Annotated in this window: 13 protein-coding genes; 10 read left to right on the top strand and 3 right to left on the bottom strand. The window is 68.5% G+C overall.

The window, feature by feature from the left end:
- Positions 1-93 precede the first annotated feature (93 nt).
- The 7 genes from AB0M39_RS22175 (at position 94) to AB0M39_RS22145 (ending at position 10,328) form a co-directional block, all read left to right on the top strand.
- Positions 94-1,566 (top strand): twin-arginine translocation signal domain-containing protein, encoded by a 1,473-nt coding sequence (locus AB0M39_RS22175; protein WP_365366912.1) that lies wholly within the window; start codon positions 94-96, stop codon positions 1,564-1,566.
- Positions 1,567-1,675: 109 nt separating this feature from the next.
- The gene (locus AB0M39_RS22170) at positions 1,676-2,992 is read left to right on the top strand and encodes a sugar ABC transporter substrate-binding protein (RefSeq protein ID WP_365366910.1); all 1,317 of its coding nucleotides are present in this window, start codon (positions 1,676-1,678) and stop codon (positions 2,990-2,992) included.
- A gap of 8 nt (positions 2,993-3,000) precedes the next feature.
- The gene (locus tag AB0M39_RS22165) at positions 3,001-3,951 is read left to right on the top strand and encodes a sugar ABC transporter permease (RefSeq protein ID WP_365366908.1); all 951 of its coding nucleotides are present in this window, start codon (positions 3,001-3,003) and stop codon (positions 3,949-3,951) included.
- Positions 3,948-4,769: a carbohydrate ABC transporter permease gene (locus AB0M39_RS22160; protein WP_365366906.1), complete on the top strand. Its 822-nt coding sequence runs from the start codon at positions 3,948-3,950 to the stop codon at positions 4,767-4,769. Before AB0M39_RS22165 ends, AB0M39_RS22160 begins: the two co-directional genes overlap by 4 nt.
- A gap of 227 nt (positions 4,770-4,996) precedes the next feature.
- Positions 4,997-8,797 carry a glycoside hydrolase family 2 TIM barrel-domain containing protein gene (locus tag AB0M39_RS22155; RefSeq protein ID WP_365366904.1) on the top strand — a complete coding sequence of 1,267 codons (3,801 nt, stop codon included), beginning with the start codon at positions 4,997-4,999 and terminating at the stop codon, positions 8,795-8,797.
- Positions 8,798-8,977: 180 nt separating this feature from the next.
- Positions 8,978-9,544, top strand: a complete 567-nt coding sequence (locus AB0M39_RS22150; RefSeq protein ID WP_365366901.1) for a class I SAM-dependent methyltransferase — start codon at positions 8,978-8,980, stop codon at positions 9,542-9,544.
- A gap of 211 nt (positions 9,545-9,755) precedes the next feature.
- Positions 9,756-10,328 (top strand): dihydrofolate reductase family protein, encoded by a 573-nt coding sequence (locus AB0M39_RS22145; RefSeq protein WP_365366899.1) that lies wholly within the window; start codon positions 9,756-9,758, stop codon positions 10,326-10,328.
- A 29-nt stretch (positions 10,329-10,357) separates the two neighbouring features.
- Here the strand turns inward: AB0M39_RS22145 and AB0M39_RS22140 are convergent, their stop codons facing one another.
- Both AB0M39_RS22140 and AB0M39_RS22135 read right to left on the bottom strand, forming a co-directional pair.
- Positions 10,358-12,517, bottom strand: coding sequence for a permease (locus tag AB0M39_RS22140; protein WP_365366897.1), 2,160 nt, complete (start codon positions 12,515-12,517; stop codon positions 10,358-10,360).
- Positions 12,517-13,200: an ABC transporter ATP-binding protein gene (locus AB0M39_RS22135; protein ID WP_365366895.1), complete on the bottom strand. Its 684-nt coding sequence runs from the start codon at positions 13,198-13,200 to the stop codon at positions 12,517-12,519. The genes AB0M39_RS22140 and AB0M39_RS22135 overlap by 1 nt, the downstream gene beginning before the upstream one ends.
- A gap of 172 nt (positions 13,201-13,372) precedes the next feature.
- Here AB0M39_RS22135 and AB0M39_RS22130 point away from each other — a divergent pair, with 172 nt between their 5' ends.
- Both AB0M39_RS22130 and AB0M39_RS22125 read left to right on the top strand, forming a co-directional pair.
- Positions 13,373-14,014: a hypothetical protein gene (locus AB0M39_RS22130; protein ID WP_365366893.1), complete on the top strand. Its 642-nt coding sequence runs from the start codon at positions 13,373-13,375 to the stop codon at positions 14,012-14,014.
- Positions 14,001-14,669: a Fic family protein gene (locus AB0M39_RS22125; RefSeq protein WP_365366891.1), complete on the top strand. Its 669-nt coding sequence runs from the start codon at positions 14,001-14,003 to the stop codon at positions 14,667-14,669. Before AB0M39_RS22130 ends, AB0M39_RS22125 begins: the two co-directional genes overlap by 14 nt.
- Positions 14,670-14,770: 101 nt before the next feature.
- Here AB0M39_RS22125 and AB0M39_RS22120 read toward each other — a convergent pair whose 3' ends face one another.
- Complete coding sequence (locus AB0M39_RS22120; RefSeq protein ID WP_365366889.1) at positions 14,771-15,448, bottom strand: macro domain-containing protein; 678 nt, start codon at positions 15,446-15,448, stop codon at positions 14,771-14,773.
- A 188-nt stretch (positions 15,449-15,636) separates the two neighbouring features.
- Between AB0M39_RS22120 and AB0M39_RS22115 the strand changes: the two genes are divergently transcribed.
- Positions 15,637-17,253, top strand: a complete 1,617-nt coding sequence (locus AB0M39_RS22115) for an ADP-ribosyltransferase domain-containing protein (protein WP_365366887.1) — start codon at positions 15,637-15,639, stop codon at positions 17,251-17,253.
- Positions 17,254-17,286: the final 33 nt, after the last annotated feature.

Genomic DNA, 17,286 nt, shown 5'->3' with positions numbered 1-17,286 from the left:
GCCCGCTCCGCGGTGACCGGCCACGGGACGGCCGGTCACCGCGGAGCGAGACCGCGTACCTCGTACCTCCGTCCACAACGAAGGAGATACTGCATGTCCTCGCAGCACCCGAGCCGCAGAACAGTTCTGCGGGGCGCGGCCATAGCGGGCGCCGCCGCCACGCTCTCCCCGCTGACCGGCCAGTTCCAGGCCCAGGCCGCCGCCTCCGGCGACTACACGATCCGCTTCGACAACGGCCGCAAGCAGACCATCCTGGGGCTGGGCTTCGAGATCCAGTCGGACTCGATCGGCTCGAAGAACGACGGCCTCCCGGATCTGGTCAGCGGCGTGCCGTACGACCTCACCGACTCGGAGCGGACACGCTTCTACCGGCAGATGCTCAAGGGCGGCCGCTCCGACCGCGGCTTCCGCTACTGCCGGCTGGCCATGGGCCTCTACTACCGGGGCCTGGACTCGGGCCGACAGCATATGAAGGACCGCTACCCCGGCCAGGCGGAGCTGCTCGCGGACATGATCCGTTCTTCGGGCATCGAGGGAACCTCGGTGGAGTACTGGTCGCCGGCGCCCGCCTGGAAGAACAACGACTCCTACATCGCGGGAAAGCTGAAGTCGTTCGACGACGTGTTCCTCGCGCGGTTCGCCGACGCCCTGGTCGCGGACCTCGATCATCTGACGGAGAACGGTGTGCCCGTCTCGATGTGGGGCCTGCAGAACGAGCCCCGCATCACAGCGCGCTACTCGTCGTGCGTCTACAGCGCCGACGAATACCTCAAGACGTTCAAGGCCACCGCCGCGAAGGTGCGCGCCGCCTATCCCAATGTCATGATCACGGCAGACAGCCAGGACGGCTGGGGCACGTCGACCGGTCAGGCCATCGTCGCCGACCGCCAGGCGCTGGACCTCGTCGACGCCTGGACGTACCACCGGCTCGGGACGAACGGCAGGAACAGCGACTACCAGATCGACAACGACTTCCTCCGAGGCGCCCAGGGCCGACCCGCCTTCAGCAACGAGTTCGAGTACCTCGACCACAAGACCTCCGACTGGCGGACCGTCAACACAGCCCAGTCGATCATGAACTGGATGACCTTCCAGGACTCCCCCACCTGGTTCTGGCTGCACGCCTTGAAGCCCACCACGAACGCGGAGGCCCCCGGGTACTCGCTCGGATTCTGGCGCCCCCCGCACGACAAGGACTTCTCCCGCTTCCCCGACCTTCCCGTCGGGCACTGGACGTGGAACCCGCAGAACTGGAACGGGATCGCGGGCTTCGTGAAGTACCTGCCGTGGGACTCCGTGCGCTACGCCGTGGACGAGCCCGCCGTCCTGCGCGATCAGCGGATCATGGCGTGGAAGACGCCGGCCGGCAAGCCCGTCTTCGCCGTCACCAACCGGTCGAAGACCGAGTCGTTCACCTACACCGTGGACACCCAGACCGCCGGCTCGTTCGAGGGCCACCGGTACGGGCCGAAGACGAACGACCAGCGCCTCACCGCGAAGAACGGGCCGAGGCTCACCCTCGCCGTCCCGCCGCTCTCCGTCGAGTTCTGGGTCCGGACCCCGTAAAGCCGTCCAAGCAGAACCGTCCAACCCGCCGCGCCGGCACAGCGCCGGCGCGGCCCTTTCCCCCGCCCGCCCCGCGTACACCGCTCCTCAGCTCCAAGGAGAAAGCACCATGGCACGCTCAAGACGACCTTGGCTCCTCGCCCTCTCACTCGCGTCCGCCTGTGTGATGACCGCCTCCGCCTGCGCACCCGGCGCCGGCGGCTCGGGGGCCGGAGGCAAGCCCACCGTCGAATTCTGGTCCATGCCGTTCTGGATCGGCCAGGACGACAAGGTCAAGGAACTCGTGGACGAGTTCAACAAGTCCCAGAACGAGGTGAAGGTCAACCTCACCCTGCTCGAATGGAAGGACGGCCGCGACAAGATCAAGCAGGCGACAGCCGCCGGCAACGGTCCCGACGTCTGGCTGATGAACAACGGCCTCGAGCTGGACTACCTCAAGGCCGGCGCCATCGCCCCGCTGGACAAGCTCGGATACACCACGGCGGACACCGAGAAGTTCCTGGACCTGGCGGACGTCAACAAGTACGAGGACAAGTTCTACGGCGCACCGCTCTACTTCGACGTCGGCGTCATGCTCTACCGCACCGACATCCTCAAGAAGTACGGCTTCAGCAAGCCGCCGGCGACATGGGACGAGCTCAAGTCCACGTCCAGCGCCATCACGACCAAGTCCGCGGCCGCGGGGGACAAGGTCCACGGCTGGCAGTTCAAGGGCATGGACGACCATGTCAACGCCATCAACTCCACCTGGGAGAGCTTCCTCTGCCAGGCGGGCGGCAGCCTGACCTCCTCGGACTACAGCGAGTCCGCCCAGGACTCGGAGGCCGGACGCACCGCGATGAACTACATGCGCTCGTTCTACGACGACAAGACCTCCCCCGTCGGCACCAGCGCCCTCAACGGATTCATCGACGGCAAGGTCGCGATGTTCCCGTTCTTCCAGTCCGTGATAGCCGGCGTGGAGGCCGCCGGCGCCAAGACCAAGGGCAAGTGGGCGGTCGCTCCCATGCCCGAGGGTCCCAAGAGCGGCTGTTCCATGGTCGGCGGGCACAGCCTCGTCGCCAGCTCCAAGAGCGACGACCTGAAGTCCGCCGGCGCCTTCATGAAGTGGCTCGCCTCCCCCGAACGAAGCGTCCGGTACATGGACTTCCATGCCATCTACCCGTACGACTCCCAGCAGGTCGACCCAGCGTCCAAGAAGGCCTACGAGGCGAAGATCGCAGGCGCCCCCCAGTGGATCCCGATCCTCCAGCAGCTGGGCCGCAACTCGCCTGAGCTCGTCCTCCAGGACCGGCATGCCTGGGCCACTCGCTGGGAGGCCCAGAAGTCCTCGGTCGTGGCGGGCGTCAACGGACAGATGTCGGTGGACGACGCGCTGAAGTCGATCGACGACCAGGTCGACAAGGCCCTGAGCGCGGAGAAGTAACGATTCCCATGCACACCACCACCGAGCTTCCCCCGAAGCTCGCCACGCACCGCGCGGACGGCGGCGCTCGCCGCCCGCGCGGCGCCGGGCGCAAGCGCCGACGCAGACCGACCGGCGCACTCGCAGGCTGGCTGTCCGTCGCCCCCGCACTGGTCGTCATCCTCGGCTTCACCTTCTATCCGATGGTCCGCTCGATGCTGCTGAGCACCGACCGGTGGAACATGCTGGGGCCACGCCAGTTCGTCGGGGCCGAGAACTACACCACGATCCTGGGGCCCGGCGCCTTCCGGGAGAGTCTGGTCAACACCGTGGTGTTCACCGCCATCGTGCTGGCCGGCACCTATGTGCTCGCCCTCGCCACAGCGATGGCCGCCAACCGCGAGTTGTCCTCCGCCCGCCTGGTCCGCACCATCACCGTCCTGCCCGCCGTCATCCCCATGGTCGTCGCCGGCCTGATCTGGAAATGGCTGTACGAGCCGGACCACGGCCTCGTCAACACCCTCGTCGGACTCGTCGGCGTCGACGGCGCGCGCTGGCTGTTCGACAACGACCTGGCGCTGCCGGCGGTGGCTCTGGTGAGCATCTGGAAGGACTTCGGCATCTACGCGCTGATCCTTCTCGGCGGGCTCCAGCGCATTCCCGCGGAACTCTACGAAGCGGCGACCATCGACCGGGCGGGCCCCTGGAGGCAGTTCCGCTCCATCACCCTGCCCATGCTCCGCCCCGCCGGAGCCGCGGTGTTCCTCCTGCTGGTCTTCAACTCCTTCAAGGTCTTCGACCAGGTCTGGGTGATGACGGAGGGAGGCCCGGGCACCGCGACCCTCACCGTCGTGACGTTCATCTACAGCAAGCTCCTGACCGATGTCGGCGTCGCCTCGGCGGCCTCCGTGGTGCTGTTCGTCATCCTCCTGCTCATCACCCTCGTCCGTCTGCGCCTGACCTCCCGGGAGGAGTCATGACAGCGAAGTCCCGACAGATTCCCAGGACGCTGTGGCTCGTCGTGGTCAGCGTGTTCGCGGGACTGCCCGTGGTGTGGATGGTCCTGACGTCGCTTCAGCCCATGGAGGACCTCCTGGGCACCAGCGCACGGCTGATTCCGCGCACCGTGACCCTCGACGCCTACCGGGACGTCGTCAGCGACTTCCCGTTCTGGCAGTGGTTCATCAACTCCGTCATCGTCGCGGGAGCCGTCGTGGCGGGCAATCTGGTCTTCGACACGCTCGCCGCGTACGGCCTGAGCCGGATCCGGTTCCGGGGAAGACAGGCTGTCCTCACACTGATCCTCGCCACGCTGATGATTCCCACCCAGGTCATCCTGGTGCCTCTGTACCTCGTGATGCGCGACCTGGGGTGGATCGACACCTACTGGGCGCTCATCGTTCCGTTCCTCGCCAGCCCGGCCGGCATCTTCCTGCTGCGCCAGCACTTCGTCACACTGCCGCCGCAGCTGGACGAGGCGGCTGCCATCGACGGCGCGGGCCGCCTGCGGACCCTGTGGAGCGTGCTGCTGCCGAGCTCGTGGGCGGCGCTGGGCACGGTGGCCGTCCTGAAGTTCATGTGGACCTGGGGCGAGTTCGCCTGGCCCTCCCTGGTCACGAACAACGAACTGCTGCGCACCCTCCCGGTCGGTCTGGCTCGCTTCCAGAACCAGTTCGCGCCGCGGTGGGACCTGCTGATGGCGGGGTCCGTGATGGCGGCGGTGCCCGTCGTCCTGGGCTTCGTGCTTCTCCAGCGCTTCTTCGTCCGTGGGCTGACGGGCGGCGCAGTGAAGGAGTGACCGAGCAGAACAGCCGGGGGCCGTCCGCGGTAGGGACGGCCCCCGTTTCGCGCTGCCCAGGTGCGAAAGGCGGGTCGAACTCACGCGCCGTCTGGCGCCCGGAGCCGCCCGCCAGACCAGTGCCAGCCGGTCCTGCAAGAACGGTTGACGCCTCCTCAGCCCCTCAATACTGTGCGAACTCGTTCATCTCTGTTCACTTTCATTGGAAACTGTGAGGTGAGGTTGAATTGACGGGCCACGACAGACACTTCAGGGCCATCGCCCCCGCCAGACGATTACTCGCGGCGATGCTCGCGATCACCACCGCCGTGGGGCTCGGCCTGACCGCTGCGGACAACGCCGTAGGCCGCGCGACGGACGCGGCGGCCTTCCCGCCCGACGTACACAGCTACCTCGAGGATCCGCGACGCACCGGAGAGGGGCAGGAGCCTCCGCACGCCCTGCTCACACCTGACGGTCCCGACCGGGGGAAGTGGCGGCTCAGCCTCGACGGGCAGTGGCGGTTCGCGCTCGCCGACCGTCCCGCGGACGCCCCACGAGGCTTCTGGGCGGAAGGCTACGACACCTCCGGGTGGAAGAGCGTGAAGGTTCCGCACACCTGGCAGAGCGACGACCTCGATCACCCGGTGTTCCGCAACGTCCAGAGCGAGATGGCGCCCGACGATCCGCCGAAGGTCCCGCGTGACACCAACCCCACGGGGGCGTACGTCCGGACGTTCGAGGTGCCGAAGAGCTGGGACGGGCGACGCCAGGTGATCCGCTTCGAGGGAGTCACCTCGGGGTGGTTCCTATGGATCAACGGACGGTACGTCGGCTACGACCAGGGCGGCTATGTGCCCGCCGAGTTCGACGTCACCGACCATCTCCACGCCGGATCCAACCGCATCGCCCTCCAGGTGCACCGCTGGAGCGCCGGCTCCTACCTGGAGGACTACGACCAGTGGCGCTACGCGGGGATCTTCCGCTCCGTCACCCTGCACTCCACCCCCACCACCCGGATGGAGGACGCGTACGTCACGACCGATCTGGACGCCGACTACCAAGACGCCACACTGCGCACGCAGGTGGACATCGCGCGCCGCGAGGGCGACGCCGGCGGGCCGCACCGGGTCGCCGGCATCCTCTACGACCCACGAGGACGCGAGGTACAGCGGTTCAGCGCAGCCGAGCACGACGGCAGAGCCGAACTGACCGGCCAGGTCGCCGATCCCGCCAAGTGGTCCGACGAGACGCCGAATCTCTACAAGCTGGTCCTCACCCTCCATGGACCTGACGGCACGGCGGTCCAGACCGTCCGGCAGAGCGTCGGCTTCCGCGAGATCGAGGTCAAGGACAAGCAGCTCAGGCTCAACGGAAAGCGGGTGCTGATCCGTGGCGTGAACCGTGCCGAGACCGACCCCGTCACCGGACGCCACGCCACCAAGGAGCGGACGCGCCAGGACGTCCGCCTCATGAAGCGGCTGAACATCAACGCCATTCGCACCTCGCACTATCCCTCGGATCCGTATCTGTACGAACTCGCCGACCGCGAGGGAATACTGATCGACGACGAGATGGAGGTCGAGACCCACAGCCACGCCAGCTGTCCGCACGACTGCCTCGCCGAACGGCCGGAGTGGCAGAAGGCGTTCCTCGAGCGCCACCAGGGGATGGTGGAGCGCGACAAGAACCATCCCAGCGTCATCATGTGGGACACCGGCAACGAAGCCGGCCTCGGCAAGGCCCACTACGCCATGGCCGAGTGGACCAAGAAGCACGAACCCACCCGGCCGCTCTACCACCAGTCGAACCGGCCCAACGGCGACGCGCCCTTCGCGGATGTCGCAGGCCCTCGCTACCAGACCCCCGCCTCCCTGGAGTCCAAGGCCAAGACCGCGGAGAAACCCATCGTGATGGGCGAGTACGCCCACGCCATGGGCAACAGTCTCGGCAACTTCCGGGAGTTCTGGGACGTCATCCGGAGCCAGCCACGCGCGCAGGGCGGCTTCATCTGGGACTGGGCCGAGCAGAACATCCGCCGCCCGCTCATCACCACCCCCGACTCCTCCGGTCATGACATCGCCGCCAGTCTCTCCGGCAGACCGACGACCGTCCCGGGCCAGCGCGGCAAGGCCCTCTATCTGTCCGGTCTCGACGACTTCGTCGAGGTGTACCGCGACCCCAGCCTGGATCTCACGGGCAGAGCACTGACCCTGGACGCCCAGGTCAAGCCCGCCGAAGGATGGACCGGCGACTTCACCGTCATCAGCAAGGGCGACCAGTACGTGCTGCGGATGAAGAACAGGAACACGCTCGAGTTCACCATCACGTCCGAAGGCAAGCCCCGTACCGTCACCGCCCCGGTGCCCGACAACTGGGCAGCCTCCTGGCACCGCGTGACCGGCGTCTACGACGGCGCCGCACTGCGTCTGTACATCGACGGCAGGCAGCTCGGCGAGACCGCGTGGAGCGGTCGCATCGACCCCACGGGCTTCGACCTCGGCATCGGGCGCAACGCCGACACCATGGAGGACGGCTGGAACGGCCGCACCGCGAAGGGCGCCGTCGACCAGGTCCGCGTGTACGGCGCCGCCCTGGGCGCAGCCCGGCTCGCAGCCGGCGACGACCCCAAGGCCGACGCCCTGATCGCTTTGGACTTCGACGAGTTCACCCGGAAGGGAAGCTACCTCTCCTACGGCCTGTACGAGTCCGGAGTGGACGGTCTGGTCAGCGCCGACCGCGTGCCGCAGCCGGAGACCGCCCAACTCGCCTGGGTGCACGCACCGATCCGGATCACCGATCCCTCCGGCGGCGCCAGGGCGGGCAAGGTCACGGTCGCCAACGAGCGCGCTTTCGCCGACACCTCGGACCTGCGTCTGCGCTGGAAGGTGACCGAAGGCGCTCGGGTCGTCGCGAGCGGTACCCAAGCCGTGGACGTCGGCGCCGGATCCGACAAGGTCGTCCACCTCCCGGCGCCGCCCGCCAACCCCGGCGGATACGAACGCCATCTCACCGTGCAGGCTGTCACGGCCCGCACCACCAGCTGGGCCAAGGCCGGACACATGGTGTCCTTCGGCCAGTTCCCCATCGGAGGCGACAAGGTGCCCGAGCCCGCCGGCAGGCCCTCAGGCGGGCCCGTCAAGGCCACAGAGACCGGCGACACGGTCGTCGTCAACGGTGACGGCTTCCGGTACGCCTTCAGCAAGGAGGCCGGGTCGATCACCTCGATGCACGCCGACGGTCATGAGCTGCTGCGATCCGGCCCCCAACTGGACGTGTGGCGCGCCCCGATCAGCAATGAGCGGTGGGACTGGGGCAGCGCCGAGGGCAAGAGGTGGAGCGCTCTGGGACTGGACCGGCTGCGCACGACCGTGGACGGTGTGCGGATCACGCAGAACGACGAGGACGCGGTCACTGTCACCGTTCGTTCGACCGCCGCATCGCCCTACGCCACCGATGCGTCCTTCCGTCAGACCATGGCCTACCAGATCGACCGGGCAGGTGAGGTGCGCATCCGTCATCAGGCCGAGGCGCAGGGCGCGTTCCGCAAGCTGCCCTATCTGCCGCGGATCGGGCTCAAGCTCACCGTGCCCCAGCGGTTCGGCGTCTTCCGGTGGTACGGCCGCGGGCCGGTGGAAAACTACAACGACCGCAAGGACGGCACCCCCATGGGTGTGTGGTCCTCGTCCGTCGAGAAGCAGTACGTGGAGTATCTGAAACCGCAGGACCACGGCAACCACGACGATGTGCGCTGGGCGTCGCTCAGCGACGGCCAGGGGCGCGGGCTCCTGGTCTCCGGTGATCTCGAGGTGGCCGCGACCGCGTACGACCAGCTCGACCGGGCCTCCTATCCGCACTTCCTCAAGCGCAACGACGGCTGGAACACCCTGCACGCCGACCACGCGGTCACCGGCGTGGGCGACACGCCCAATCCGGTCCGCGAGCAGTACCGGGTGAAGGCCGACCGAGCGTACGACTACACCCTCACCCTGCGACCGCTGGGGTCCGGCGCCGATCCCGGACAGGCAGAGCGACGAGCACGCCGTTGACCGGCGCTGCCGGCCAGGACTGATCGGGGTGGGGCGGAGGCATGGGCGGCGAGGTGTACAGCCCGGGCAGGAAGCTGCTGAGGCTCCTCTCCCCTGCCTTCGCCCCACTCACCGCAAGCAGGCCCCAGAAACGCAAAGGGGGGATAGCGTCGTGTTCATGATGAAGGGAGATGCGTAATCATGGTCGAGCGTGCGATTCCGCCTCGCGTGGTGGCCGCGGAGCGCGTCGCCTCCGAGGCGGGTTTCAAGAAGAGCTGCATCCCCGAAGTGGGCAGGCTGCTCAGGCTGGCAGCCGCGGCGAAGCCCCACGGGATCATCGCGGAGAGCGGCACCGGCACGGGAGTCGGCACCGCCTGGCTGCACAGCGGCCTCGGCGCCGGTGCACGGCTGGTCACCGTAGAGCGCGACGAGGAGCGGGCCCGTCGAGCGGCTGATGTCTTCGCCGGCGACGAGCGCGTCAGCGTCCTCACCGGGGACTGGCGGCTGCTTGAACAGCACGCCCCCTTCGACGTCTTCTTCTGCGACGGCGGGGGCAAGCGTGACGACCCTCAGCAGGTCGTCGAGCTGCTTGCTCCCGGTGGTCTCCTCATCCTGGACGACTTCACCCCCTCGTCTCACTGGCCGCCTCGTTTCGAAGGCGAAGTGGACGAGCTCCGCGTCTTCTACCTCACTCATCCAGCCTTGGACGCCACGGAGATACTCACGACACCAGCCAGTGCGGCGGTTGTCGCGGCACGCCGTCTCTAGGCCGTCTCGCTCGGCTCGTCGAGCCCCGACTGCCTTCCTCCCGGCCGCTTCGGCCGTCTGGTTCACCTGGGGCAGCGGGCAGCGACCGATGAGTTTCTCCACGATCCACAGTCAGAGATCATGGTTGGTGCGCGGCGGCCGCGAGATCGGTCGAAGCGTGCACCGACCGGACCTGCTGAGAACCCAGACACGAGACATCGAGGAACCCCGGATGCGCACTCTGATCAGCACCGCTTTCATCTCGCTCGACGGCGTCGTGGAGGCCCCGGGCGGCGAGCCCGGCTACCGGAACTCGGGGTGGACCTTCAAGGACGTCGAATTCCTCCCCGAGGCGTTCGGCATCAAGGGCCGGGAACAGAAGGAAGCCACCGCGATACTGATGGGCCGGACCAGCTACGAGGCGTTCAGCCCGGTGTGGCCCGACATGGAGGACTTCGGCGACTACAAGCTGATGCCGAAGTACGTCGTCTCCACCACCCTCGGCGAGGACGACCTGGTGTCGAACTGGGGCGAGACGACGATCCTGCGCTCGCTCGACGAGGTCGCCGCGCTGAAGGAGACCGAGGGCGGCCCGATCATCGTCCACGGCAGCGCCTCCCTGAACCAGGCCCTCTCGGACGCCGGTCTGATCGACCGTTACCACCTGCTCGTCTTCCCGCTGCTGCTCGGTGCGGGCAAGCGGCTCTTCAGCGCCACGGACAAGGACGCCCAGAAGCTGAAGCTCGTCGAGCACGAGGCCTACGCGAACGGTCTGCAGAAGAACGTCTTCGACGTCGTCCGCTGACCTGTCCCTGTAGCGGGGGATGGTTGCGTTCAGTCGGCTGTCGGCCGCCACTGGTCGGCCTCTCGTGCCGCCGCACGCGCGCCGAGGAACCCGACGGTCAGGGAGACCGCGGCGCACGCCGCGATGCCGGCCGACAGGACGGTCCACGACACAGAGCCCTCCTGTACCAGGGCGATGAAGAACACCGAGTGCCATGCGGTCACAGCCCCGGCGACGACGGTTGCGATGAGCAGTGGGACGGTCAGATGCCAGGACGTCACCGACCGGAATACGCGGCGATGGCCGGTCAAGACGGAGAGCGGGGCGAGAGCGTGGCGGATCCGGACGAACTCGGCCGCCGCGCTCACCGCACCGGCCAGGAGAATGAAGAGGATGCCGGTGACGCCGAACAGCTGGATCCAGTTCGGCAGGCGGGAACCCGAGGACGCCAGCCAGTTCCCGCCCAGTGCCTCGACCTGCACCGAGGGATTGGGAAGCGTGTACGCGGCCTGCTTCACCGCGGCGAGCTGCCCCGGTGCGGGGGTCACGACGAGGAGGGACTGCGTGCCGTCCGCCTTCACCGCGATCCGGGGGACCTGTGCGAACCGGAGGTTGCCGTACCAGCGGCGCATCTCCTCCACCTGAGCGCCGCTTCCCGCCGCCGGCCCGGTGTCGCCGCGGCAGGCGACGTGCAGCGTGCGCAGATCGCGGCAGGACCCACCGATCGTCACCCAGGTGTCTTGGGACGTCCCCGGATCGTGGAAGGTGCGGGTCAGCAGCACCGACCCCGCGGGAAGGGACGAACGGAACCGCTCTGCCTGTGACGCGGTCATGCTGCCGGTGGCCAACTCGATCACCGTGTCCTTGATCCGCTCATGGGTGGCGACGGCCGCGTGCGACTGCTCTCCGAGCCTGCTGATCCACACCTGCATCTGGGCGACGATCCCGATGCCGATCACCATGGCCAGAGCGAGGCGCACGATGACGCCGGGATGCGCGTGCGTCCACCGTCCGCCGATCATGCGGCCCGCATGCCCCCTGCGCCTGCCGTTGTCGGCGATCCAGGAGCCCAGGTGACGGGTGAGGAGAGCCACGAGGGAGGACAGAAAGGCCCACATCACGACGGTCCCGCAGGCGAACACGACGAGCTGCGCCCGCCGGGGCACGTACTGGCTCGTCAGCACCAGTGCGACGCCGGCGCCGCAGAGCACGAGGCGCCACGCGGGAACACGGGATGTGAAGGAGGCGGGGCGGGTGGACGTGCCGTCCCGGTGAACGCGATGCGTGCCCACCACGATGCTCAGCACGGCCAGCAGGGATACAGCCGCCGATGCGGCGGCGGTGGGCCATGCGGCCCATACGTCACGGTGGTCGAGGATGTACCCGGTGGGCGGAAGGCGGATGTCCCGTACGGAGGCGACGGCATAGGGGAGGAGCGCGGCGAGGGTTCCCAGCGCGGCGGGGATCGCGGCTTCACCGACGTTGACGATCATTCGGTGCCGCCACGTCCCACCGAGCGCTTGCAGCAGGCTGCTGCGCCGGTCGCGGGTGCGCGAGCCCACCCGCGCGGCGACCACGGTCAGGGCGAGCGCGGGCAGTCCGGTCAGGGCCCATAACGCGAGGACGGGGGAGCTCACTGGCCGCTGATCGGCCATCTCTCCGGTCGCACCGCCGCCGCTTCCGAAGGCGAGCACGCGCATCCACCGGGGATCGTCCTTCGGCGGTGTGTCCGCCACGCGAACATAGGCGATCCGCTCGGAGGGGGTGACCAGGCCATCGGTGGTGACGGTTCCTGCGAACGTCCCGTACCGGGTCAGGATCCCTTCTCCGCCTCCGGTCCTGACGAGTTCGGGAGAGAGCAGGACCTCGCCCGGCTGGGGCCAGCGGGTCACACCGGCGGGAACAGGGGCCTCGGCGGTGAGCGGGTGGACGAACACCACGGATACGGGCATGTTTCCGACGGAGTCGGCTCCCTCCCGGTACAGCAGCGCGGCATCCTTTCTGTCGGTGATCACCGGCCCTCTGGCGTCCGCTCTGGTCTCGCGGCCGTGATAGGTGGCGACGGTGGCAACGGTCGCCAGGACGACGAAGGCGACGGCCGCGGCGGCGCCGAACAGGCCCCACCAGCGCAGGCGGTCGCCGGGAGTGGAACGGCCCGCGGCGAGACCGATCTTGATCAGTTTGCCCGCGGTGCGGAGGCTCTCCATCATCAGACGGCTCCTGTTTCGGCGAGGATCCCGCCTTGGAGCTCGTGGCGGCGGTCGGCCCGGCCGGCGACCGTCAGGTCGTGCGTGACCAACAGCAGTGCACAGCCCCGGTCACGGGCGGTCGTGAAGAGCAGACTGGCGACTTCCTCTTTGGCCTCGGGGTCGAGGGCGCCGGTGGGCTCGTCGGCAAGGAGGACGTCGGGCTCGGTGATCAGGGCGCGGGCTACGGCGGTCCGCTGGCGCTCGCCGCCGGAGAGCATGCCGGTGGGAGTGGAGCCGACGGGAACCCCGAGCTCGTTCAGGAGCTCCTCCGCCCGCCGGTAGGCGTCCTGATGGCGGCCTCCGTCGAGCAGGACGGGCAGGGCGACGTTCTCCACCGGGCTGAGTTCGGGGAGGAGTTCGCCGAACTGGAACACCATGCCCAGAGTCTGGCGCCGTACCTGCGCGAGCCGTGAGGATGTGAGTCCGGTGATCTCCCGGCCCCCGGCGGTCATAGTGCCCGCCTGCGGCTTGATCAGACCGAGAATGCACATGAGCAGCGTCGACTTGCCGGACCCGCTGGGGCCGGTGACGGCGACCGACTCACCGGGAGACACGGACAGTTCCACGCCGTCAAGGAGCGTCCGCCCCTCGATCCGGTAGCACAGGCCGCTGACACGGAGCCCGGACGAACCACTTTGTTTCACAGGATCTGTCCTCTTGTCTCAGAGAAGGGAACATCGGCACCGGTCTGCGAAGACCGCCTCGCACACGAACCAATAGCGCCTCCCGAACATCTATGGAAGCGCTGCTCCTTGACACCTGGCGAGATCGTACGCAGGAGCAACCAGGCGGCGGGCCGTATGTCAGGCTGACCGTGTGGAAGACAGACTGAGGGTGTGGGACCGGACCTGGGCGGAAATGGACCCGGCGGGCCGTGAATTCCACGTGGACGCCGCCTATGACGTCGTCGTTGCCACCCCCGTTCCGGAACAGGATGGCGATGGCCTGCGGGGGTTCCGGTACGAGGACGAGGTGACCCGGGCCCTCGTCGACCGGTTCGGCGCCTGGGTGGTCGGCTGGAGCCACTCGACGCACTTCGGCGGGCCTGTCGGCGCCTGGTGCTGCCCCTCCCACTCGGTCACCGACCAGGAGCAGACTCCTGACCTGGTCATGGACTCTCTCGAGGAGTGGTGGGACTGGCTCCAAGAGCTCGCCGAGAAGTTCGACCGCCTCTCCCCCGCCTCGGACGCCCCGGCCGAGGATCGGGAGTGGGCGTGGGAGAGAGCGGTGGCTCGGCTGGTGACGGTGGTGCTCGACCGCACCTCCTGCGAGTCGGGCTGGTACGGGCATTGCATGCTGGTGCTGCGCTGGTACCTGGAGAGCAATGGCGTAGCGCCCGCAAAGGCAATGGAGTTGGTGGAGCAAGCCGTCGGGGGCCGGTTCAAGAGCTGGACGGAGCCGGGGCTGCGGCTGGTCGACGACGTGGCCGAGCAGATAGCCGCTCATGCGAACCGCTGACCGCGGCAGGACCGTCGACGATCTCCTGGTGTGGCTGAGCGTCCGCGAGCGGGTCGACTGGGCCGGGGCGTGCCCCGAGGTGACCGCTCCGGTGCGCGGAGCCGCCGACGGAATCGCGGCCTACGCAGCGGCGTCCGGTCCAGCGCGGGGCGAGGACCGGGCCCGGCGGCTGGAGGCCGCCTGGCGGCAGGCCTATGCCGATGGGCGCGCCGGCCGCTGCCTGGACTTCGAGCTGCTCGCCGGCTGGCAGCGGACCGTACTCGGGCTTCCCCGTGCCGAGTTCCGCACCGGACCGGCGTTCGCCAAACGGGGTCGGGAGCGGTACGGCCTGTGCGCGGACACACCGGAGCGCTTCGCCGCCTGCCTGGCCCAGAGCCGCGAGCCAGCTGTGCCGCTGCCTGCCAGGGCCGCCCGCCTGTACCTCGACATCTCCTTCTTCCACCCTTTCGACGACGGCAACGGCCGTTCCGCGCTGCTCGCCCTGGGACATCTGCTGGCTGCCGAGGACGTCCTGCTGAGCTGGATCGCCCCGCTCGCCGTCGCCCGTTACGCCGATGACCCGGAAGGGGCCGTCGACTTCGCGGGCGTGGTGCATCGGCTCATCACTCGGCCACCTCGGCGCCACTGCCCACATGACGCGCATGACCATCGATGACGCCACCTCATAGCCGAGGAGCGGGCTGCTGCACCGGCGAACTCCAGATCCTGCGGGCCTGGAAACCTGAACCGGGCCGCTTGGCCAACGCTGCCGCCTCGTCAGCGGCGCGAGGTGGCGCGCTTCGGCGGCGCTATACGGACCCTCTTCTCCACGGGCGCGCTCTCGAGGTCGTCGAGCTGCGCGACGATCGTGCGGCGCAGTTCGTCGTAGTCGTCGAAGGAGTGGTCGTTGAAGAGGGTGTGGCCCGTCCACATCAGGTTGGCGCACACCCGCGCCGGCACCCGGCCGGTCTGGGCGCCCATGCCGACGAGCGCCACCGACCGGATGCTGCCCGGCGCCTCGTTGTTCTGCTGGTGGATCGCCTGGAACGCGGCCGCGCAGGCCAGGGCCACGTTCAAGGTCTCGCTGACGTTCTGCGAGGACGTCTCCATCGTCGGCGTCGAGATCAGGAACCTCGGATTGACCGCCCCGGACGGTACGCACACCGCGCTGCCCACCGGGAGCGCTGCGGCGAACTGGCTGCGGATCGCCTTCTGCACCCGCAGCTGGATGCCCGCGCCGAGATGCCGTTTGATGGCCGCGTCGACCCCACCGTCCATGCGGCCCCGGGAGTTGGTGGGGCTGACCCAGGCATCGACGTCCTCGTCGAGGATCGAGCCCTTGCGGATCTCGATCTCGGGGGTGTCGGCGAAGGCCGCTCGCCACGCCTCCACCACTGCGGTGTTGATGTCGGTCAGCACCACCCTGAGCGGCGACGGCACTCGGTCTACGGTCATGGTTCACTCCGATCGAGAAGGTCACTCAACTGATCGGAACGCTACCGCGCCCCACTGACAACGCAGCCGCCCGGCCCTGCGTCCTCCATCAGCCGGAGGGGGCTGTCAGTGGGCTGGCATATCCTCATGGGCACTTCGCCAATCAGGCCTTCCACCAGCACAGTTCGACCATTCGGAGTCCTTCTGCCATGAGCGATGCCCACACCCCCGCCACGCCCGACCCGAACGACCCGCTCGCCCTCGCGGAACTGTTCAAGGGCGGCGGTGAACCGTGGCTTCCGCTGCTGAAGCCGGTAATCGAGGCGCAGCCGGACGCGGCCGCGTTCATCGGCCCCGGCCGCAGCCCGGAAGTCGTCCCCGTCCGCGAACTGACCTTCCAGGCGCTCAAGCCCAACGCGCCGCACAAGTGGAAGGTCGTCGTCTTCGGTCAGAACCCGTACCCGCGGCCGGAGAGCGCCACCGGCATCGCCATGTTCGACAACACCTTCCACGACTGGAAGGACAGCCAGTTCGGCCGGGTCGTCAGCGTCCGCTGCATCATCAAGGCAGCGGCGATGTGGAAGTACGGCATACCCAAGAAGACTCCGATAGCCGACATTCGCGGGCTGCTGAAGAAGCAGGACACCGTCCAGCCGCCGGAGTGGTTCCAGGCGATGCTCACGCAGGGCGTGCTGCTGCTGAACGCGGCGCTGACGGCCAACAGCGACGGGGCGATCGCCACCGACCGGCACACCAAGTTCTGGCGGCCGGTCGCCGAGCGGATCGTCGAGGAGATCCTCAAGGCCAAGCAGAACGCCGACGAGGAGGACCGCGGGGTCGTCTTCGCGTGGTGGGGAGCGCACGCGCGCAGTCTGAAGAAGGTCGTCCTCGAGCTCCAGAAGAAGTACCCCGAGGTCGAGGTCCGGCACATCGACCACGCCAACCCTGCGGCGCAGGGCGACATCTTCTGCGACGGCGACCACTTCGGGATGGTGAACGAGGCCCTCGCGTCGGTGGGCGCCGACGAGATCGACTGGCTGCCCAGCACCGGCTGGAACCAGTCCGCGGCACAGACCGGCGGGGCAGACGGCGACGTCGCCGACCGCATGGGCGCGTTCATCGCGTCCACCATGGAGCTGCATCAGCTGTATCTGGACCGGCTCTCCAGCGTCAAGGACGAGGGGCTCGTCCTTCCCGCGATCACGGGTGTGTTCGACACCCCGCTCATGGACTTCCGCGACGCCGTCTCCCCGGTCGCCGCGCTGCTGTCCGGGCTGGGCCGGCACGTCGACCGGTCGCACGAGTTCGGCAAGCGGCGGGCGGACGAGGCGTCCGACGGCCTGTCCGCCGACGCGATCGCCGCCCTGTACCTCTATACCTGCGAGTCCGGGTTCTACCGGGAGATCAACGCCATCCTGCGCTCCCCGGACCGGACCAGGCTCGTCCCGTACCTGCCGTATCTGCGGCTGCTGTTCTCGGCGGTGTCGCAGCTCCCCGTCCGGACCGAGCCGTTGTGGCGCGGTGTGTCGCTGGACCTGCGCGCGCAGTACCCGCTCGGACGGACGGTGGCCTGGTGGGGTGTGTCCTCGTGCACGTCCGAGTTCGGCGTGGCCAAGGGGTTCCTCGGCAGCCGCGGCAAGAGGACGCTGTTCGAGGTGGTCCCCTCCCGGGCCGTGGGCATCCGTGACTTCTCCGCGTTCACCGGCGAGGAGGAGTTCATCCTCCTGCCGGGCACCCAGCTGAAGGTGACGGACGTCAAGGTCGAGCGCGGCGGCCTGTGCACGGTGAAGCTGACGGAGTTGGAGGAGCAGACGCTGGTGTCCTGACGGAGAGTCCTTGCCGCGCAGCCGCCTCCGGTC

Source organism: Streptomyces sp. NPDC051907 (assembly GCF_040681075.1).
GTDB lineage: Bacteria > Actinomycetota > Actinomycetes > Streptomycetales > Streptomycetaceae > Streptomyces.
This window is presented reverse-complemented; position numbering and strand designations above follow the sequence as displayed.